15 protein-coding genes are annotated in these 16,307 nt (G+C 67.6%); 10 read left to right on the forward strand and 5 right to left on the reverse strand.

What is annotated here, in order from left to right; all coding sequences use genetic code 11:
- Positions 1-56 precede the first annotated feature (56 nt).
- The 3 genes from AC5RVD_RS04695 to AC5RVD_RS04705 all read left to right on the forward strand — a co-directional run bounded on the left by AC5RVD_RS04695 (position 57) and on the right by AC5RVD_RS04705 (position 2,868).
- Positions 57-1,331, forward strand: coding sequence for an ABC transporter substrate-binding protein (locus AC5RVD_RS04695; RefSeq protein ID WP_494126161.1), 1,275 nt, complete (start codon positions 57-59; stop codon positions 1,329-1,331).
- Between the two features lie 45 nt (positions 1,332-1,376).
- Positions 1,377-1,985, forward strand: coding sequence for a TMEM175 family protein (locus AC5RVD_RS04700; protein WP_494126162.1), 609 nt, complete (start codon positions 1,377-1,379; stop codon positions 1,983-1,985).
- Positions 1,986-2,091: 106 nt separating this feature from the next.
- Complete coding sequence (locus AC5RVD_RS04705) at positions 2,092-2,868, forward strand: VOC family protein (protein ID WP_494126163.1); 777 nt, start codon at positions 2,092-2,094, stop codon at positions 2,866-2,868.
- Between the two features lie 62 nt (positions 2,869-2,930).
- On the opposite strand, the gene AC5RVD_RS04710 is transcribed toward AC5RVD_RS04705, so the two are convergent.
- Both AC5RVD_RS04710 and AC5RVD_RS04715 read right to left on the reverse strand, forming a co-directional pair.
- Positions 2,931-4,649 carry an amidase gene (locus AC5RVD_RS04710; RefSeq protein WP_494126164.1) on the reverse strand — a complete coding sequence of 573 codons (1,719 nt, stop codon included), beginning with the start codon at positions 4,647-4,649 and terminating at the stop codon, positions 2,931-2,933.
- Positions 4,646-5,692 carry an agmatine deiminase family protein gene (locus AC5RVD_RS04715; protein ID WP_494126165.1) on the reverse strand — a complete coding sequence of 349 codons (1,047 nt, stop codon included), beginning with the start codon at positions 5,690-5,692 and terminating at the stop codon, positions 4,646-4,648. Before AC5RVD_RS04715 ends, AC5RVD_RS04710 begins: the two co-directional genes overlap by 4 nt.
- Positions 5,693-5,789: 97 nt before the next feature.
- Between AC5RVD_RS04715 and AC5RVD_RS04720 the strand changes: the two genes are divergently transcribed.
- The gene (locus tag AC5RVD_RS04720) at positions 5,790-6,434 is read left to right on the forward strand and encodes a TetR/AcrR family transcriptional regulator (RefSeq protein WP_494126166.1); all 645 of its coding nucleotides are present in this window, start codon (positions 5,790-5,792) and stop codon (positions 6,432-6,434) included.
- 83 nt (positions 6,435-6,517) lie between these two features.
- Here the strand turns inward: AC5RVD_RS04720 and AC5RVD_RS04725 are convergent, their stop codons facing one another.
- Complete coding sequence (locus AC5RVD_RS04725; protein ID WP_493977066.1) at positions 6,518-6,922, reverse strand: VOC family protein; 405 nt, start codon at positions 6,920-6,922, stop codon at positions 6,518-6,520.
- A 9-nt stretch (positions 6,923-6,931) separates the two neighbouring features.
- Positions 6,932-7,372, reverse strand: a complete 441-nt coding sequence (locus AC5RVD_RS04730; protein WP_494112087.1) for a helix-turn-helix transcriptional regulator — start codon at positions 7,370-7,372, stop codon at positions 6,932-6,934.
- A 285-nt stretch (positions 7,373-7,657) separates the two neighbouring features.
- On the opposite strand from AC5RVD_RS04730, the gene AC5RVD_RS04735 reads away from it, so the two are divergent.
- Positions 7,658-8,854, forward strand: a complete 1,197-nt coding sequence (locus AC5RVD_RS04735) for a M14 family zinc carboxypeptidase (protein WP_494126167.1) — start codon at positions 7,658-7,660, stop codon at positions 8,852-8,854.
- Between the two features lie 163 nt (positions 8,855-9,017).
- Positions 9,018-9,767: a TMEM175 family protein gene (locus AC5RVD_RS04740; RefSeq protein ID WP_494126168.1), complete on the forward strand. Its 750-nt coding sequence runs from the start codon at positions 9,018-9,020 to the stop codon at positions 9,765-9,767.
- Positions 9,768-9,907: 140 nt separating this feature from the next.
- Here the strand turns inward: AC5RVD_RS04740 and AC5RVD_RS04745 are convergent, their stop codons facing one another.
- Positions 9,908-11,581, reverse strand: a complete 1,674-nt coding sequence (locus AC5RVD_RS04745) for a ribonuclease J (protein WP_493969597.1) — start codon at positions 11,579-11,581, stop codon at positions 9,908-9,910.
- Between the two features lie 343 nt (positions 11,582-11,924).
- Between AC5RVD_RS04745 and AC5RVD_RS04750 the strand changes: the two genes are divergently transcribed.
- From AC5RVD_RS04750 to AC5RVD_RS04765, 4 genes are all read left to right on the forward strand, one after another.
- Entirely contained in the window at positions 11,925-13,145 is a 1,221-nt protein-coding gene (locus tag AC5RVD_RS04750; RefSeq protein WP_494126169.1) for an MFS transporter, read from the forward strand.
- A 479-nt stretch (positions 13,146-13,624) separates the two neighbouring features.
- Positions 13,625-14,332: a matrixin family metalloprotease gene (locus tag AC5RVD_RS04755; RefSeq protein ID WP_494126170.1), complete on the forward strand. Its 708-nt coding sequence runs from the start codon at positions 13,625-13,627 to the stop codon at positions 14,330-14,332.
- Positions 14,333-14,417: 85 nt separating this feature from the next.
- Positions 14,418-15,635: an MFS transporter gene (locus AC5RVD_RS04760; RefSeq protein ID WP_494126171.1), complete on the forward strand. Its 1,218-nt coding sequence runs from the start codon at positions 14,418-14,420 to the stop codon at positions 15,633-15,635.
- Positions 15,636-15,774: 139 nt separating this feature from the next.
- The gene (locus AC5RVD_RS04765; protein WP_494126459.1) at positions 15,775-16,059 is read left to right on the forward strand and encodes a DUF1540 domain-containing protein; all 285 of its coding nucleotides are present in this window, start codon (positions 15,775-15,777) and stop codon (positions 16,057-16,059) included.
- Positions 16,060-16,307: the final 248 nt, after the last annotated feature.

Below are 16,307 nucleotides of genomic sequence, written 5' to 3' on the forward strand. Positions count from 1 at the left end.
GGCAGGGGGCCGGCTTTTCCACCCAGCACAAGGCCCACAAGGCTAAGGAGAAAACAATGCGAACACGGCAGATCGGACGCGGCGCCAAGGGTGCCGTGGCCGCCGCGGCAGCCCTCGCCATCGCGCTCAGCGGATGCGGCCGGGGCGACGGCGGCAACTCGCCCGAGGGCAGCCCGGGCGCAACCGAAGGCGGCGGCGCAGCCCAACAGGGCATCACCGACACCAGCATCCTGCTCGGCAGCACCACCTCGCTCAGCGGTGTGGCCGGAGCGCCGGGCAGCTGCCTGGTCGCGGGCATGGAGGCCTACTTCGGCGCGGCCAATGCCGACGGCGGCGTGGAATTCGGTGACGGCAAGACCCGCAAGGTGGAGCTCAAGGCGTACGACGACGCCTACGATCCCGGCCGCGCCGTGGCGAACTTCCGGCAGATGATCGCCGAGGGCGTCTTCGCCAACGTCAACGGCCTGGGCACCCGGACCAACCTGGCCGTCATGCCGGTGGCCACCGAGGAAGAGTTCCCGCAGGTGTTCGTGGCCTCCGGAGACTCGGTGTTCAGCGAAGACCCCGAGGCCAACCCGTGGACCATCGGCTGGATGCCCACCTACTACGCCGAAGGCAACTCCTTCGGCAAGTTCCTGGTGGATTCCGGCGACGCCGTGACCGTCGCCGTGCTGGAACAGAACGACGACGCCGGCAACGAGTTTGTCGCCGGGCTTGAGGACGCCATCGAAGGCTCGGAGGTGGAGATCGTCCAGCGGGCCACGTTCGAACCGGGCGACCCGACCGTGGACGCGCAGATGGCCCAGCTGGCGGACAGCGAGGCCGACGTCTTTTTCTCGGCCAACACGGTGCCGGCGCTGACGGCGTCGTCGATGGTCCGCGCCCAGGACCTTGGTTGGACCCCGTCCATTTTCCTGGCTGCCGTCGCCGCCAACGAGCGGGACGTCCTGGAACCGGGCAATGCCAGCGCCTTCCCGAACGTGTACAGCACCGGCTTCACCAAGCAACCCACGCAGACCGACGACGAGGAAGTGAAGCAGTTCCTGGCCGACATCGAGGAGTACGCCCCGGATACCGCCGACCAGATCATCCCGCACTGCCTCTGGGGCTACGCCACCGCGGCCACCCTCGAGGAGGCGTTCAAGAACATGGCCGAGCCGACCCACGAGGCCCTGGTGGAAGCGGTCCGCAACGTCAAGGGCTTCGAGCCGCCGCTGCTGCTCGACGGACTGAGCGTGGACACCACCACCAACATGGCCCCGATTTCCGAGGTGCAGGTCCAGGAGCACACCGGCGAGGGGTACGTGCCGGCGGAGTCCTTCACGCCCTAACGGGATCACGCACTTCCTACCGGCGCCTGGAGCGACGATGATTCGGTGCAGGGTCGTTTTGTCATGAACAAAGGCCGGCTGGAAGCCTTCAGCGACGGCGTGATGGCGATCATCATCACCATCATGGTGTTGGAGCTCCATGTGCCTGAAGAACCAACCTGGGCCGCCCTTTTCGACCAGGCCCCGGGGTTCTTCAGCTACGTCCTGAGCTTCGTCTACGTCGGGATCTACTGGAACAACCACCACCACATGCTCCATCTGGCCGGAAAAATCAACGGCGCCGTCCTCTGGGCCAACCTGCACCTGCTCTTCTGGCTGTCCCTGTTCCCGTTCTCCACCCGGTGGGTGGACGAATCGGGCTTCGTCGCCGTGCCGGTCCTGGTCTACGGGTCGAACCTGCTCCTGGCCGCCGTCGCCTACTACATCCTCGAAAGCTGCCTCATCAGCCGGCAGGGTAAGGACGGCGCGTTGGCTCAGGCGCTGGGCCGGGACTGGAAGGCAAAGCTTTCCCCTGTCATCTACATTCTCGGCATCGGCGCGGCACTGCTGCACCCCCTGATCAGCATCGCCGCCTACACCTGTGTGGCAGCGCTGTGGCTGATTCCTGACCGCAGGGTAGAGCGCTTCCTGGCCCGGCAGGACAACCGGGACTGAGGCGCGCTCCCTCCGTGGCATCGGCGGGCCGCAACCATTGCCGCCGCTGCCGGCCCCGAGTAGGCTCGCGCTTGTTTCCACCCACCCCGCGGAACAGGAGCCAGCCATGCCCAAGCCCACCATCGCCCCCGGTGCACCCTGCTGGGTGGATCTGATGACCTCCGATCCGGAGAGAGCCAAGCAGTTCTATACGGAGCTTTTCGGCTGGACCTATGAGACCGGAGACCAGGAGACGTACGGCGGCTACATCATGGCCTTCAAGGACGGCAAAACTGTTGCGGGCATCATGCAGAGCCAGGAGGCCGGCAACCCGGACACGTGGAGCACCTACCTGCGGGTGGACGACATCGACGCCATCACCAGCATCGCCGCGGCCCACGGCGGCCAGGTCTACATGGAGCCGATGGACGTCCCGGAGCAGGGCAAGATGGGCATGATCGCCGACCCGGGAGGGGCCGCCGTCGGCCTCTGGGAATTCGCCGGCCATACCGGCTACCAGCTGGCCGCCGAGCCGGGCTCCCCCGCCTGGCACGAACTCTTCACCCGCGACTACCCCGCCACCGTGAAGTTCTACCAGGACGTGTTCGGCTGGGACACGGACGTCATGAGCGACACCGACGAGTTCCGCTACACCACGCTCGGCTCCGGCGACACCGCGGCGGCAGGCATCATGGACGCCGGCGCCTGGCTGCCCGAGGGCGTCCCCGCGCACTGGCGCATCTACTTCGCCGTCGAGGACACGGACTCGGCGGTCGAAAAGGCCACGGCCCTGGGCGGGAGCGTGGTCCAACCCGCCGAAGACACGCCCTTCGGCCGCGTCGCCACCCTGACCGACCCGACCGGCGCCATGTTCCTCGTTGTCCAGGCGCTGCCCGGGCAGTAGCCGCCCGGACATGTGGCGGGGCACCACCCGCCGTTGAGCGCCTTGTGGACTGGTCCTGCCCCTCAGCCCAGGCGCGGGGTCCGGGGCGGCTCGGTGCGGCGGGCGCCGGTCGCCTCGAAGGCGGCCGCCACGGCCAACAGGGCGTTGTCGTCATAGGCCCGCCCCGCGAAGGTCAGTCCCACGGGCATGCCGATGTCCGCCGTCGTGCCCATGGGAACGGTAACGGTGGGAATGCCCAGGTGGCGCGGGACGAGATTCCCGTTGGCCACCCAGACGGCGTTGCGCCAGCCGAGCTCCGCCGAAGCCGGATTAACGTCCATGTCCGCGGGACCGATGTCCGCCACCGCAGGGAAGACGACGGCGTCCAGCGCGTGGTGGTCCAGCCAGGCTTCCAGGTCCACCCGGCGGGTTTCCTCGAGTCCCCGCAGCCCCTCCTCGAGATGGGGGATGTCGGTGAACGAGGCAACGCCGTGTTCTTGCACGTGCGCCGGATAGGACGCGATGTCGTCGAAATCGTCGTAGGGGTCCGGCAGGGCTCCGGGCGGATGCGGAAAAATCTTCGACCCATCCACGTCGGCCAGGGTCCGGAGCGCCGGGTCCCCGTTGGCCGCGAGGAAGTCCTCCCACGCCCACGCGGAGAGATCCAGGATCTCCCGCCGCAGGTACTCCGGACTGACCAGGCCGCGGGTGCCGATTTTCGCGGCACCGGGCCGGTCGCCCTCGTAGTTGGAGACGACCGGGAAATCCACGGGAACCACCTCGGCCCCCGCGGCCTCGAGGTCCCGGCGGGCTGCTTCCCACAGCTCGATGACGGAGGCCCGGGTCTCGATCCGCTGCCCGGTGGGACCGCCGATGCCGGGGTGTTCACTGGTGCCGGCATCGGGGTCGGCGTTGATGTACATGCGGGGCACGCCGAAGCGTTTTCCCTGCAGCGCGTCCCGTGCCTGCTGCAGTCCGCGGGGCGCCAAGGCCGGGTAGGACGCGGGCCGGACCGACGAGGCGGCGGGGATGGGCACCCAGGGCTGCAGGCGCCAGAAGTCGCCGCGCGTTTCGGGATCGTCCGCCACGATCACGTCCAGCACTTCCAGCAGGTCCGCCATGGTCCGGGTGTGCGGCACGACTACGTCCATGGTGGGAACCAGCGGCCAGTTGCCCCGCACGGAGATGATGCCGCGCGACGGGGTGTAGGCGCACAACGCGTTGTTCGACGCGGGCGCCCTGCCGCTGGACCAGGTTTCCTCGGCGAGGCCGAAGGCGGCGAAACTTGCCGCCGTCGCGGTTCCCGATCCGTTGGATGAACCGGAGCCGAAGGCGGCCGTCAGGAAGTCGGGGTTGTAGGGGCTTTCGGCACGTCCGTAGAGACCCCGCTGCATGCCCCCGTTGGCCATCGGCGGCATGTTGGTGAGTCCCAGGAGCACCGCCCCTGCCGCGCGCAGCCTTTCGATGGCGAACGCGTCGCGCCGGGCCACCAGGTGCTCGAAGGCGGGCGAGCCTGCGGCGGCGGTGAGGCCTTGGGCCAGGTAGCTGTCCTTCGCCGTGTAGGGAATACCGTCCAGCGGTCCCAGGGTTTCTCCGCGGGAACGCCGCCGGTCGGAAGCGCGGGCGTCCGCGAGCGCCGCGGGATTCATGACGACGACGGCGTTCAGCCGGATGCCGCCGTGGTCGTAGGCGGCGATGCGTTCCAGGTACGCATGCGTGAGTTCCTCGCTGGTCGCCTGCCCCGTTTGCAGCGCCTCGCGCAGCTGCGCAATCGAAGCCTCCACCACGTCGAACCGGCTCATCCTGCCGCCTTCGCGCCAAGCTTGGGTTGCTGCTGCGTGATGCAGTGGATTCCGCCGCCGCGGGCCAGTATCGCCCGCGCGTCCACCGTGACCACGCGGCGGCCCGGATAGGCCTCGGCAAGGATTTCGGCTGCCAGCGCATCCGCACGTTCCTCCCCGTAACCGCAGGCAATCACGCCGCCGTTGACCACGAGGTGGTTGACGTAGCTCCAGTCGACGAAACCCTCCTCGTCCTTCAGGGTGTCCGGAGCGGGCAACTCAACGATGTCGAACGGCTTTCCTGCCGCGTCGATCTGGGTCTCGAAGAAGGACCGCAGGGAGCGGCTGACGTCGAAGTCGGGGTGTGCCGGGTTGTTTTGCCTATGCAGCAGGATCCGTCCGGGCGAGGGCAGCGTGGCCACCATGTCTATGTGCCCGCGCGTGCCCAGGTGCTCGTAGTCACGGGTCAGTCCCCGCGGTACCCACACGGTATGCGTGGCGCCAAGGGTGCGGGCCAGTTCCGCCTCAACCCGTCCCTTGTCCGCATACGGATTCCGATCCGGATCCAGCTGCACGGTTTCGGTCACCAGCACCGTGCCCTCGCCGTCAACGTGGATGGCGCCGCCTTCGTTCACCAGCAGGGAGGTGACGAGTTCGGCGTGGGCCTGCGCGGCGACAAGGCTGCCGATGCCGCGGCTCTTCTCCCACTCGGCCCAGGCCGGGGCGCCCCAGCCATTGAAGGTCCAGTCCACCGCTCCGAGCACGTCCGGCCGCTCGTCGTCGACCACGAAGGTCGGGCCGATGTCCCGCATCCAGAACTCGTCCAGCGGTTCCTCGTGCCGGTCGATGCCGCTGTCCAGCAAGCGGCCGGCGCGCTTCCGTTCCGTCGGGTCGACCACCATGACAACGGGTTCGAACTCCGCGACGGCGTGCGCCACCGCGGCCCAGGCACCGTAGGCTTCCTCGGCCGAGGCCGCATCCGCGCCCAGCGTCAGGCCGGCCCGGGGAAACGCCATCCAGGTGCGCTCGTGGGGATCGGTTTCCGCCGGCATTCTCCAAACCACAGAGGCCTCCGTCTCGTCAGGAACAGGAAGGGACGTCCGCCCGCCTTGTTGATCGCATGATCAATAATGGAGCGAAGCTACTCTAGACTGTTCTGTGATGTCAAGCACACCTAAACGGACCCCGCGCAAGGCGCCCGCCGAGCGTGCCGCGGAAATCGCCGAAGCAGCCCGGGCCATCGGGCTCGAGCAGGGCCTTTCTGCGATCACCCTGCGCAACGTGGGGGGCAGGGCCGGGGTAGCCCCGGGCCTGGTGGCGCACTACCACCCCACCATCGACGTCCTGGTGGCCGGAGCCTTCACCTCCATCGTGGCCGCGGAAATCGATGAGGTGCAGGCCATGGTGGCAGGGCGGCCCACGCCGCGGCAGGGCCTGGGCCTGCTGCTCGACACGCTCCTGGACGACCGCCGGCTCGATGTCACGGCGGTGTGGGTGGAAGCGTGGTCCTTGGGCCGCCGCAACGAGGCGCTGGCAGTGAGCGTGCGCGCACAGATGGATGCCTGGCAGGCGGTGATCCGGGAGCTGCTCGAGGCGGGCGTTGCCGCCGGTGAGTTCACGACGCCGGACGCGGAAACCGTGGCCTGGCAGGTTCTGGGCATGATCGACGGGCTGAATGCCCAAGGGCTGGTTCGCTGGAACGGCGTCAGCGACCGGCACACCCACCTCGCCCGCGCCGTGGAAGTAATGGTCGGAGCGGCCCCGTCCTCGCTGCTGCCGCACGCGGCGCCCGTCGCGGACAAATGACCCGCGGCCGCCTTCCGGTGTGCAGGACGACGGCGGCCGCGCGCCGTGCGAGGTGAGCCGCCGTCGTCGTTCCGGGTGTGGAGTTACTTGTCCTGGTTGATGCGGATCATGTTGCCCGATGGGTCCCTTACGGCGCAGTCGCGCGGTCCCCACGGCTGGTCCATGGGCTCCTGCAAAACCTCTGCCCCGATCGACACCAGCCGTTCGAACGCAGCGTCCAGGTCATCCGTGCGGAACACGAGCATGGGAAGGACGCCCTTGACCAGCAGCTCCTGGAGCTGGTCGCCGTCGGCCTGCGAGCGCCCGGCGTGGGGTGCGGACAGCACCAGCTCCAGTTCGGGCTGGTCGGGGCTGCCCATGGTGATCCAGTGGAAGCCGTCGTTCGCGACGTCGTTGCGGACCTCAAGCCCGAGGCCGTCCCGGTAGAACGGGATGGATTCCGCCGGATCGTTCACCGTGATGTTGCAGTACTGGAGTGAAATAGTCATGCGGCAAAACTACGCCGGGGCCGGAGTTGCCGCTTCTTCATTCCTGCTCGATCTCGGGTCCACGGGCCGGGTGAGCAGCTTCGCGATGCATGGCGGCATGGCCTCGGCCGCCGGATGCTCCCGGCTGCGATAGGCGCTGGGGGTTTCGCCCACCAGTTGGGTGAACCGCGTGCTGAACGATCCCAGCGAGGTACAGCCCACCTGCATGCAGGCGTCCGTGACGCTCGCGCCGGCGCGCAGCAGCGCCATCGCACGTTCGATCCGACGGGTCATCAGGTAGTTGTACGGCGTCTCCCCGTAGGTGGCCTTAAAGCGACGCGAAAAATGCGCCGGCGACATCAGCGCCTTCGCCGCCATCGTCGGCACATCGAGCGGCCGGGCAAAGTCCCGGTCGATCAGGTCCCGTGCCCGGCGCAGATGCGCCAGATTGGCCAGCTCCTCAGGAGTCACACGTCGAGGTTAGCCCCTGTCCGCATCGGCGGGAAGCCGTGCCGCGACGGCAGGCAGCGGCGCGTGCTTCCCCGCACCGGAGGGCAGCGGTCACGGGCAGTTGCACGTCTCTGCCGCAATTTCGGATCTATACGCCAAAATCCGACCCTGGACTCTGGCGCAATCCCGGGAACCACGGCTAGCGTCTCGTTACCGGCAGTTCTCTCGAGCTGTCGATCCCGCCAGCGCAGCCGCAGTACTTGGCTGCGCTGGCGCATGAATCGCTCAACCTTTGGAGGACATGCAGTGACGCACCAGCCCAAGAGCAGCACCAACCACGGTTCGACCAAGCCCCGGCGCTACCGCAGCCTGGCCGCGGCGGCGGCCCTCGCCGTCGTTATTCCCTTCAGTGCAGCCACCCCGGTCCTTGCCGATGCCAACTTCCCTTCTACCGAGGGCAAGACCAATACCGCCAGCATCCTGACTTACGACGACCTCGTAAAGGAACTGCGGAAGCTGGAAAAGAACAGCCGCTTCGGCGTGGACGCCTTCACGCTCGAGGAAGCGGGCACGCAGGTCAACAAGTCCGAGCAGGGCCGCGACCTCTGGGTGGCCACCGTCGGCACCGGCGCCGAGCATGTGTGGATCCAGGGCCGCATCCACGGCAACGAACCCTACGGCACCGAGTCGATCCTGTCGCTGCTGAAGGACCTGGGCACCAACGGTTCGGCTGACTATCAGCTGCTGCGCGAGAAGTTCACCTTCCACTTCATCCCGATGTACAACCCGGACGGATCAGAGGCAAACATCCGCCACACGGTTCTCTGGGACCAGGCAGCCGATCTGCCGGAGTTCGGCGCGAACGGGCGGGAACAGCGGATCGACCTAAACCGGGACTGGACGCCCGGCGGGTTCGTGGCAGACGAGTCGCTGGCCTTCTACGAGTACTGGACCGACGTGAAGCCGGCCTACGGCATCGACATTCACCACCAGGGCCTGAAGAAGGAATGGGGCACCGGCGACGATGTCACGCTGTCGCTGGGCATCTCGCTCGCCCCGGGCGGCCCGACCCTGCCGGGGATCGAAGGCGGGGCCTACGACGAACTGACCCGCCAGATGCACGTCCACGTCTACGACGAACTCTCCAAGTACGGTTCCATCAACATGGACCGCTACCAGGTGGGCAACGGCCTGGAGATCGACATCAAGGGCGGCGTGTCCTCGGCGATGATGCTTGGTTTGGACTATCAGGGCCTGAACCCGGAGGGCCACTCCAACCCCGTGGTCTTCTTCGAGACATCCGGCAACACCTCAGACGGCAGCCTCGGCCAGAAGGCCAGGGGCAAGAGCGTCAGGCAGAACCTGCTCGCCATGAAGGAACTGCTCCTGGGCCTGGCCACCGGCGAAGTCCAGCAGGAGGACGCCGACCGCTGGGAGGAGATCCCGCATCAGCCGGTCACCGGGTACAACACCGACTACGCGGGGACGATCCCGGTTCCGTAACCGGTCTCGCCAGCAGTGGCGCGGTGCATTCCGCGCTGCGCCACTGCGCCAACAACGACGGCGGTGCGCACACCAGCGGGCCGCAGTCGCGACCTGAGGCGGACGCCGCCGTCGCGCCTTCCGCCCATTGCATGGTGTCCACGGTTTGCGCCACGCTGATCTCGTGGCACCATCCCGGGACGTCGAACCGCCCGCACACGGCGCGGGCCCCGAAGACTCCGCGGAACGTTCCGAACCGCTGGAGCGCAATTCCGCCATGTTGGCCCGCGAGTCCAGCGAGTTTGACCGCGGCATCGGCTTTTACGACGTAATCTACGGATTCGCCATCACGCTGCTGATCACCAATTTGGATGCTCCTTCGCCGGAGGCATGGCAAGACCTCCGGTCGCTGGCGGGCTCCGGCCTCGTGCATCAGCTTGCCGGTTTCGTCCTGAGCTTCGTGGTGATCGCCGTGTTCTGGCGGATAAACCTCCGCCTGATACAACGGCTCTCGGCTCTTGATTCCGCAACGACGACGGCGAACTTGGTGGCTGCCTCATTCGTCATCCTGATCCCGTTCACCACGCAGGGCATCAGCGACCCCGAGACATCGCCCTTGGCACTGTCGACAGTGCTGTACGCGGCCAACCTTGCGCTGGCAGCCTTGGCCCAGCTGGCCATCTTCGAAATTGCCCGCCGGAACCGCCTCGAGATCGAGCCGATGAACCGCAGGCAGCATCGGGCGTTCGTGCTCGATTCCCTCGTACCGCCGCTGGTTTTCGCGATATCGATTCCGGTGGCCTTCACCGCAGGCGGGACAGCAGGAAAGCTCACCTGGGCCTCGCTTATCGTCCTGGGGCCGCTTTCGGGCAGGCTAGCCGCCCGGGGAAGCCGGCGGCCAACGGCTGATGCACGGCAGAAGGAGCGCCGGTGACCAGGAACTCCAGCAACTGCCGGAACTCGCCGGCCCCCGGCCCCCGTGAGCCGGAGGCGGGAGGGCTTTAAAGGTGAAGGGACGGACGGGCCCGTGCCCGTCCGTCCCTCCCGCTTCTTCGCTGTGGCGAATCCGGCCGGCTACGCCTCCACGATGATGACCGTGACCACGGGCTTGCGCCGCAGCGCGCGGTCGGACCAGCGGATCAGGGCCTGGGCGATCGCCTTCTCGGCGTCCGGGCCGGTCTTGTCGCCGCGCAGTTGCATCAGCGTCTTCTCGACGATGCCGGTGGCCTTCTCCAGTTGCTCGACCGCCGGGGCGAAGCCGACCGGGAAGAACTCCGGCTCTTCCTCAAGCCGCCCGGTGTCCGGGTTGACGATCAGCAGCGCGGTGACGGCGCCGTCTTCGGCCAGCCGCAGCCGGTCCTGCAAGGAGGCTTCGGTGGCCGCCCCGGCCACCATGTTCTCCACATAGACGTAGTCGGCGGCGATCTGCCCGGAGACCCGTGCCACGCCGTCCTTGAGGTCCACCACTATGCCGTCTTCGCCGATCAGCGCCCGCTTCGGGTCCACGCCGGTGCGGACGGCCAGTTCCGCGTTAGCCTTCAGATGGCGGTGCTCGCCGTGCACGGGGAGCACGTTCTTCGGGCGGACCAGGTTGTAGCAGTAGACCAGCTCGCCGGCGGAGGCGTGGCCGGAGACGTGGACCTTGGCGTTGCCCTTGTGGACTACGTTGGCGCCGCGCTTGGTCAGGTCGTTGATCAACCGGTAAATCGACGACTCATTGCCGGGCACCAGCGAGGAGGCCAGCAGCACGGTGTCACCCTCGGTCAGGTCGATCATGTGATCGCCGCCGGCCATGCGTGCCAGTGCCGCCATCGGCTCGCCCTGCGAGCCGGTGCAGATCAGCACGGCCTTGGTGGGCGGCAGTTTCTCCAGTTCCTTGAAGTCCACCAGCACACCGCGCGGGATGTTCAGGTAGCCGAGCTCGCGCGCCGTCGTCATGTTGCGCACCATGGACCGGCCTACGAAAGCGACCTTGCGACCGTACTTGTGTGCCACGTCGATGACCTGCTGGATGCGGTGCACGTGGCTGGCGAAACTGGAGACGATCACGCGGCGCGGGGCGGTGCGCATGACCGTATCGATTGCCGGCACCAGATCGGCCTCGGCAGCGAGGAAACCCGGAACTTCGGCGTTGGTGGAATCCGGCAGGAACAGGTCCACGCCCTCGTCGCCCAGCCGCGCGAAACCGGCCAGGTCGGTGATCCGGCGGTCCAGCGGGAACTGGTCCATCTTGAAGTCGCCGGTTGCCAGCACCAGCCCGGCGCCGGTACGGATGGCCACGGCCAGTCCGTCCGGGATGGAGTGGTTGACGGCCAGGAATTCCAGGTCGAACGGACCGAACTTCTTCCGGTCGCCTTCCTTGACCTGCACCATCTTGGCGTTCAGGCGGTGTTCCTGCAGCTTGGTCTTCACGAAGGCCAGCGTCAGCTTCGCGGAGATCACGGGAATGTCGGCGCGTTCCTTCAGCAGGTACGGCACGCCACCAATGTGGTCCTCGTGCCCGTGGGTGAGGACAATGCCGACGACGTCGTTGAGGCGTTCGCGGATGTAGGAGAAGTCGGGCAGGATCAGGTCCACGCCCGGGTGCTGCTCCTCGGGGAACAAGACGCCGCAGTCCACGATCAGCAGCTTCCCGCCGAACTCGAACACCGTCATGTTCCGGCCAATCTCGCCCAGTCCGCCCAAGGGGACTATGCGCAAGGCGTCCTTGGCGAGTTTCGGAGGAGTTTGCAACGGCTTGGTGTTCATGTAATCCGATCTGTGGTGCGGTGTGTTGCCGGGCGTCAACGCCCGAAGCCGGAGTTGCCGGCACTGAAGTCTTGGGTGGCCGAGGCGCCCAGGGCGCTTCGACGGCGTTCCGCGCAGCGGGTGCGGGCGGAAAGCATACTTGTCCCGACTTTACCACCGGGCAGAAGGAATGCCGCCCCGGTTCATGCCTACCAGGAATAATGACGGCACCGGCAGCCTCCAAGCCGGCGGAGGCACCGATCGCTTCGGCTAGGGTGACTGGGGAGATTTCCCGCTGCCGCCCTACGACCCGAAGGAGCCAGCCACGGTCCGCGCATTCGCCTCCCGGCCGGCGTTGCCGTGGGTGATCCTGGGCATTGTCGTCCTGGCTTTGAGCCTGCGCGCACCGATCATCGCGCCGACCGCCGTCGTCGGGGACATCCGTGCCGACACCGGCCTGTCGGCCGCGGGGGCGGGCCTGCTCACGGGACTGCCGGTGCTGCTCTTCGCCCTGGCCACTCCCCTGGCGACGCAAACGATCCGGCGCTGGGGCCCGGAAGCTACCGTGGTGCTGTGCCTGGGCGGCGTCCTGGCCGGCACCGTCATCCGATCCCTGGGCCCGGTGTCAGTGGTGCTCGCAGGCACGGCAATCATCGGTGCGGCACTCACGCTCGGCAACATCGTGGTTCCCGTGCTGATCCGCCGCGATGTGCCGTGGAATCGGGTTTCCGCTGTCACGGGCGTATACACGGCCACGATGAACGTCGGGTCCATGGCAACCCTGCTGGGCACCGCACCGCTCGCCGCGCTCGTCGGATGGCGGTGGGCACTGGCGGCCTGGGGTGTGTTGGCCGTCCTCGGCCTCGCCTATTGGCTGCCGGCGGCGCGGCGGCGGCGCGCCGCTTTTGCACCCGGGCCGAACGGCACGTCCGATGAGCCGCCCGCCGACAACGCCGCAGCCAGCCCCGCTGGCGCCGATGGCTCCGGGGCGGTGGCGGTACCGCGCCCGAAGACCGGTGGGCGCGGCGACCGGCGGGTCGTCTGGCTGCTGACCCTGGCTTTCTGTGGCCAGTCTGCCGCCTACTACGGAACGACCACCTGGCTGCCCCTGCTGCTGTCCGAAGTCCGCGGCATGTCCATTGCCGCCTCCGGAGCCACAGCCTCGCTCTTCCAGATTGCCGCGATTGTCGGCGCCTTTGGGGTGCCGCTCCTGGCAGCACGAACCCGGCTCTGGGTGCCGACGGCAGGCATCGCCATCTTGTGGATGACCCTCCCCCTCGGTTTGCTCCTGGCACCCGACGCCTACATTTTCTGGTCGATTACGGGCGGGATCGCCCAGGGCGGGGGATTTACGGCCATCTTCTCCGTCATCCCGCGGGTCGCCAGCAACGACCAGGAGGCCGCCTCCGCCTCCGCCCGGATCCAGACGGGCGGATACCTTGCCGCCACCTGCGCCCCGCCGGTGGCCGGATGGCTGAACACGGTCACCGGCGGCTGGACCGCTCCCCTGTTCCTCGTCCTCGCGTGTACGGTGGCGTTCGCCGCGGGCGGGCTGCTGGCCGTGCGGGCGTCCGAGCCGCAGTAAACGCCGCGGGATTTATTTGCGACGGAAGCACCGGCAGCTGCCGCACCCTATGGTCGATTCTCCTTTGATGAATCGTATAATTACGTGGTCGTTCGGCGAGGCCGAATCGGGGTAATTGGGGGAAGCAGATGCAGCACCGGGCAGAGGGACTGGCAAGGGACTCGTCCCCCGGCGCGAGAACCCCGCCAAGACAATCGGACGTCAGGCGCTCACCTAGCGGGCGAATTCCTCAATGGGCCTTGGACGAGGCACTCGGGACCCAATCCCCGCCCTGGCCTGACGAAGGCCTCGCCGCGGGCAGGACGCGGCCACAAGCAAAGACACGGCACCGAGCAACATGGCGCCGCACCTCCTCGCAGCGCCGCACCTCCTCCCAGCGGCGCACTTCCCCGCACCGCGCCGGCCGCCTGTCGACCGGGCTCGCCATCGCCTTCGTCATCGCTCTGTGCTTCGCCCCGGGTGTGTTCAGCCGGCACGTCATGCCGGCGGTTGCCCCCTATCTTCCCGGTGCGGAGATTCCACCCCGCGGCGTCGAAGCCGCCGACAGTCCCCTGGGCCAACCGCCAGCCGTCGAGGAGTCGGACGCCTACGAGTTGTACGCGCCGCCGCCGGGGTCCTCGCAGCCCTTCCTCGCCTATGACCCCTGCCGCCCCATCCACTACGTGGTCCGCCCGGACAATGCACCGCCGGGTTCCGACACGATCATCCACGAAGCCATCGCCGAGGTCTCCGCGGCCAGCGGACTGCAGTTCCTTTACGACGGACCTACCGACGAGGCATTCGCCGAGGAAGGCCGCGAACGCTTCCAACCGGACCGCTATGGCAAGCGGTGGGCGCCGGTGCTGATCACCTGGTCGGATCCCAGCGAAGTGTCCCGACTCGCCGGCGATATCGCCGGACTTGGCGGCAGCTCCTCGGTCGGCGCACGGGGAACGCCGCACGTGCTCGTCGCGGGCCAGATCACCTTGGATGCGCCGGCGCTCCGGAACGTCCTCACGTATCCCGACGGGCGGGAGCATGTGCGCGCGGTCATCATCCACGAGCTCGGCCACGTGCTGGGGTTGGCGCACGTGGATGATCCGGAGCAATTGATGTTTGCCGGAGCAAACGGCGTGACTTCATTGGCCGACGGCGACCGGGCTGGCCTGGCGCTGCTGGGCACCGGTCCGTGCGTGCCGGAAGTATAGGCCCAACGGCATAATCAGGACTGCCGGTTAATCCGGGGAGCTGGGACAACGACGACCGGCCTACGCAGGCAAGGAGGCCGCCCGCATGCAGGAGAAGCTGTGGAGCAGGAACTTCGTGCTGGCGATCGGCGCCAACCTGTTCATCTACATCGTGTTCTACCTGCTGATGACGTCCATGGCGCTCTACGCGGCCCAGCAGTTCCTGGCATCCGACACCGCGGCCGGTTTCGCGTCCAGCGCATTCATCGTGGGGGCGCTCGTCTCGCGGTTCTTTGCCGGGCCGCTGATCGACAACGCGGGCCGGCGGCGGATGCTGCTGGTCAGTTTGGCCGCCTTCGTCGTGGCTTCCCTCTTGTATATTCCGGCGGACTCCCTGACGTCGTTGTTGGTGCTGCGGTTGGCCCACGGCGTGGCTTTCGGCCTCGCCAACACTGCCGTCACAGCCGGTGCGCAGGCGCTGATTCCGCCTGTCCGCCGCAGTGAAGGCACCGGCTACTTTGCCGTTTCCACCACGCTGGCAACCGCCTTGGGACCGCTGCTGGCGGTGGTACTGGTTGTTGACGGCAGTTACGAGGGCGCGTTCTTCTTTTGTGCGGCCTGTTCAGTCGCGGCTTTGCTGGTGACCCTGATCCTGAAACTGCCCGAAGCGCCGGCGGAGCCGGCCGCCGTCGTCAAGCAGCGCGGGCCGGGCGGCGACCCGGAAAAGAAACGCCGGACGCCCGCGGCCTTGCTGGGAAAGGTGTTCGCGCCGGAGGTCCTGCCCATCACCACGGTCCTGCTGGTGAGCGGGCTGGCCTTTTCCGGCCTGCTCTCGTTCCTGACCTCGTATGCGGACGCGGCCGGTACGCCGGATGCGGCGGCGCTGTTCTTTATGGTGTTTGCCGCCGCAGTGCTGGTGTCGCGGCTGAGCATCGGAAGGGTTCAAGACCGCCGCGGCGACAACGTGGTGCTGTATCCCGCGCTGGCACTGTTCGCCGCCGGCCTGGCGCTGCTGGCGCTCGGACCGGCCATCTGGATAGTCGTCGTCTCCGCGGTGCTGAGCGGCCTCGGGTTCGGGACCCTGCTGCCCGGGACGCAGGCCATTACCGTCCGGTTGGTTTCGGAGCGGAGGTTCGGCACTGCCCTGGCCACCTATTACCTGATGCTCGACATCGGCACCGGCTTCGGCCCGGTGCTGCTGGGCCTGCTGGTGCCGCTGACCGGTTTCGACGGCATGTACGGCTGGCTTGGCCTGCTCATGCTCGCCTGCGTCCTGCTGTACTACCTGGTGCACGGCCGGGCGGCCAGCCGGGCGGCCGCCTGACCCGGAACTCGGCGCCTACCGTCGTGCCGGCAATTACCTCACAGTCTTATGCCTTTTTGATCGGCCGTAACGCGCCTACCGTAGTGAGTGGAGCCGCTCAACCCGGGGCGGCCCCAGGATGGAAGGAAGTGCCATGACCGTGACTTCACACGTCAGCGAATGCGCAGTAACCAACTGTTCCTTCAACGATCACAGCGAATGCAATGCCGCCGCAATCACCGTGGCGGGCGGCGAGAACCACGCCGAATGCGCCACGTTCATCGATACCGGTGTGCACGGCGGGCTCCCCAAGGTGCTGGCCAGCGTCGGCGCCTGCCAGCGGAGCGAGTGCACCCACAACGACCGCCTCATGTGCCAGGCGCCGGAAGTGCACGTGGGTCCCGGCGCGGACAACGCGGACTGCCTCACGTACGAACACCGGTAACGAGGGCCTCGCGCGGGTTTCGTAATAACCCAGGCCGCGCTCCCATCGGCCCCTCGCCTGCGGAACCACCTGCCGCGCCGGCATGCCACGGCCATGGCCCGTGCCCGCGCACTCGTCGTCCGCCGCCCGGAGCCCGCCGCCCTGATCCGACCATGCCCCGGGCCTACCCTTTGGCGCGACGCGGTCGCCGACATCACACCCATTTCCGGAATGCAACCGGTTTTTATGCGTTTGCATAGATGTGGGCA

The sequence above is a fragment of the Arthrobacter sp. THG-b23 genome (assembly GCF_059091265.1).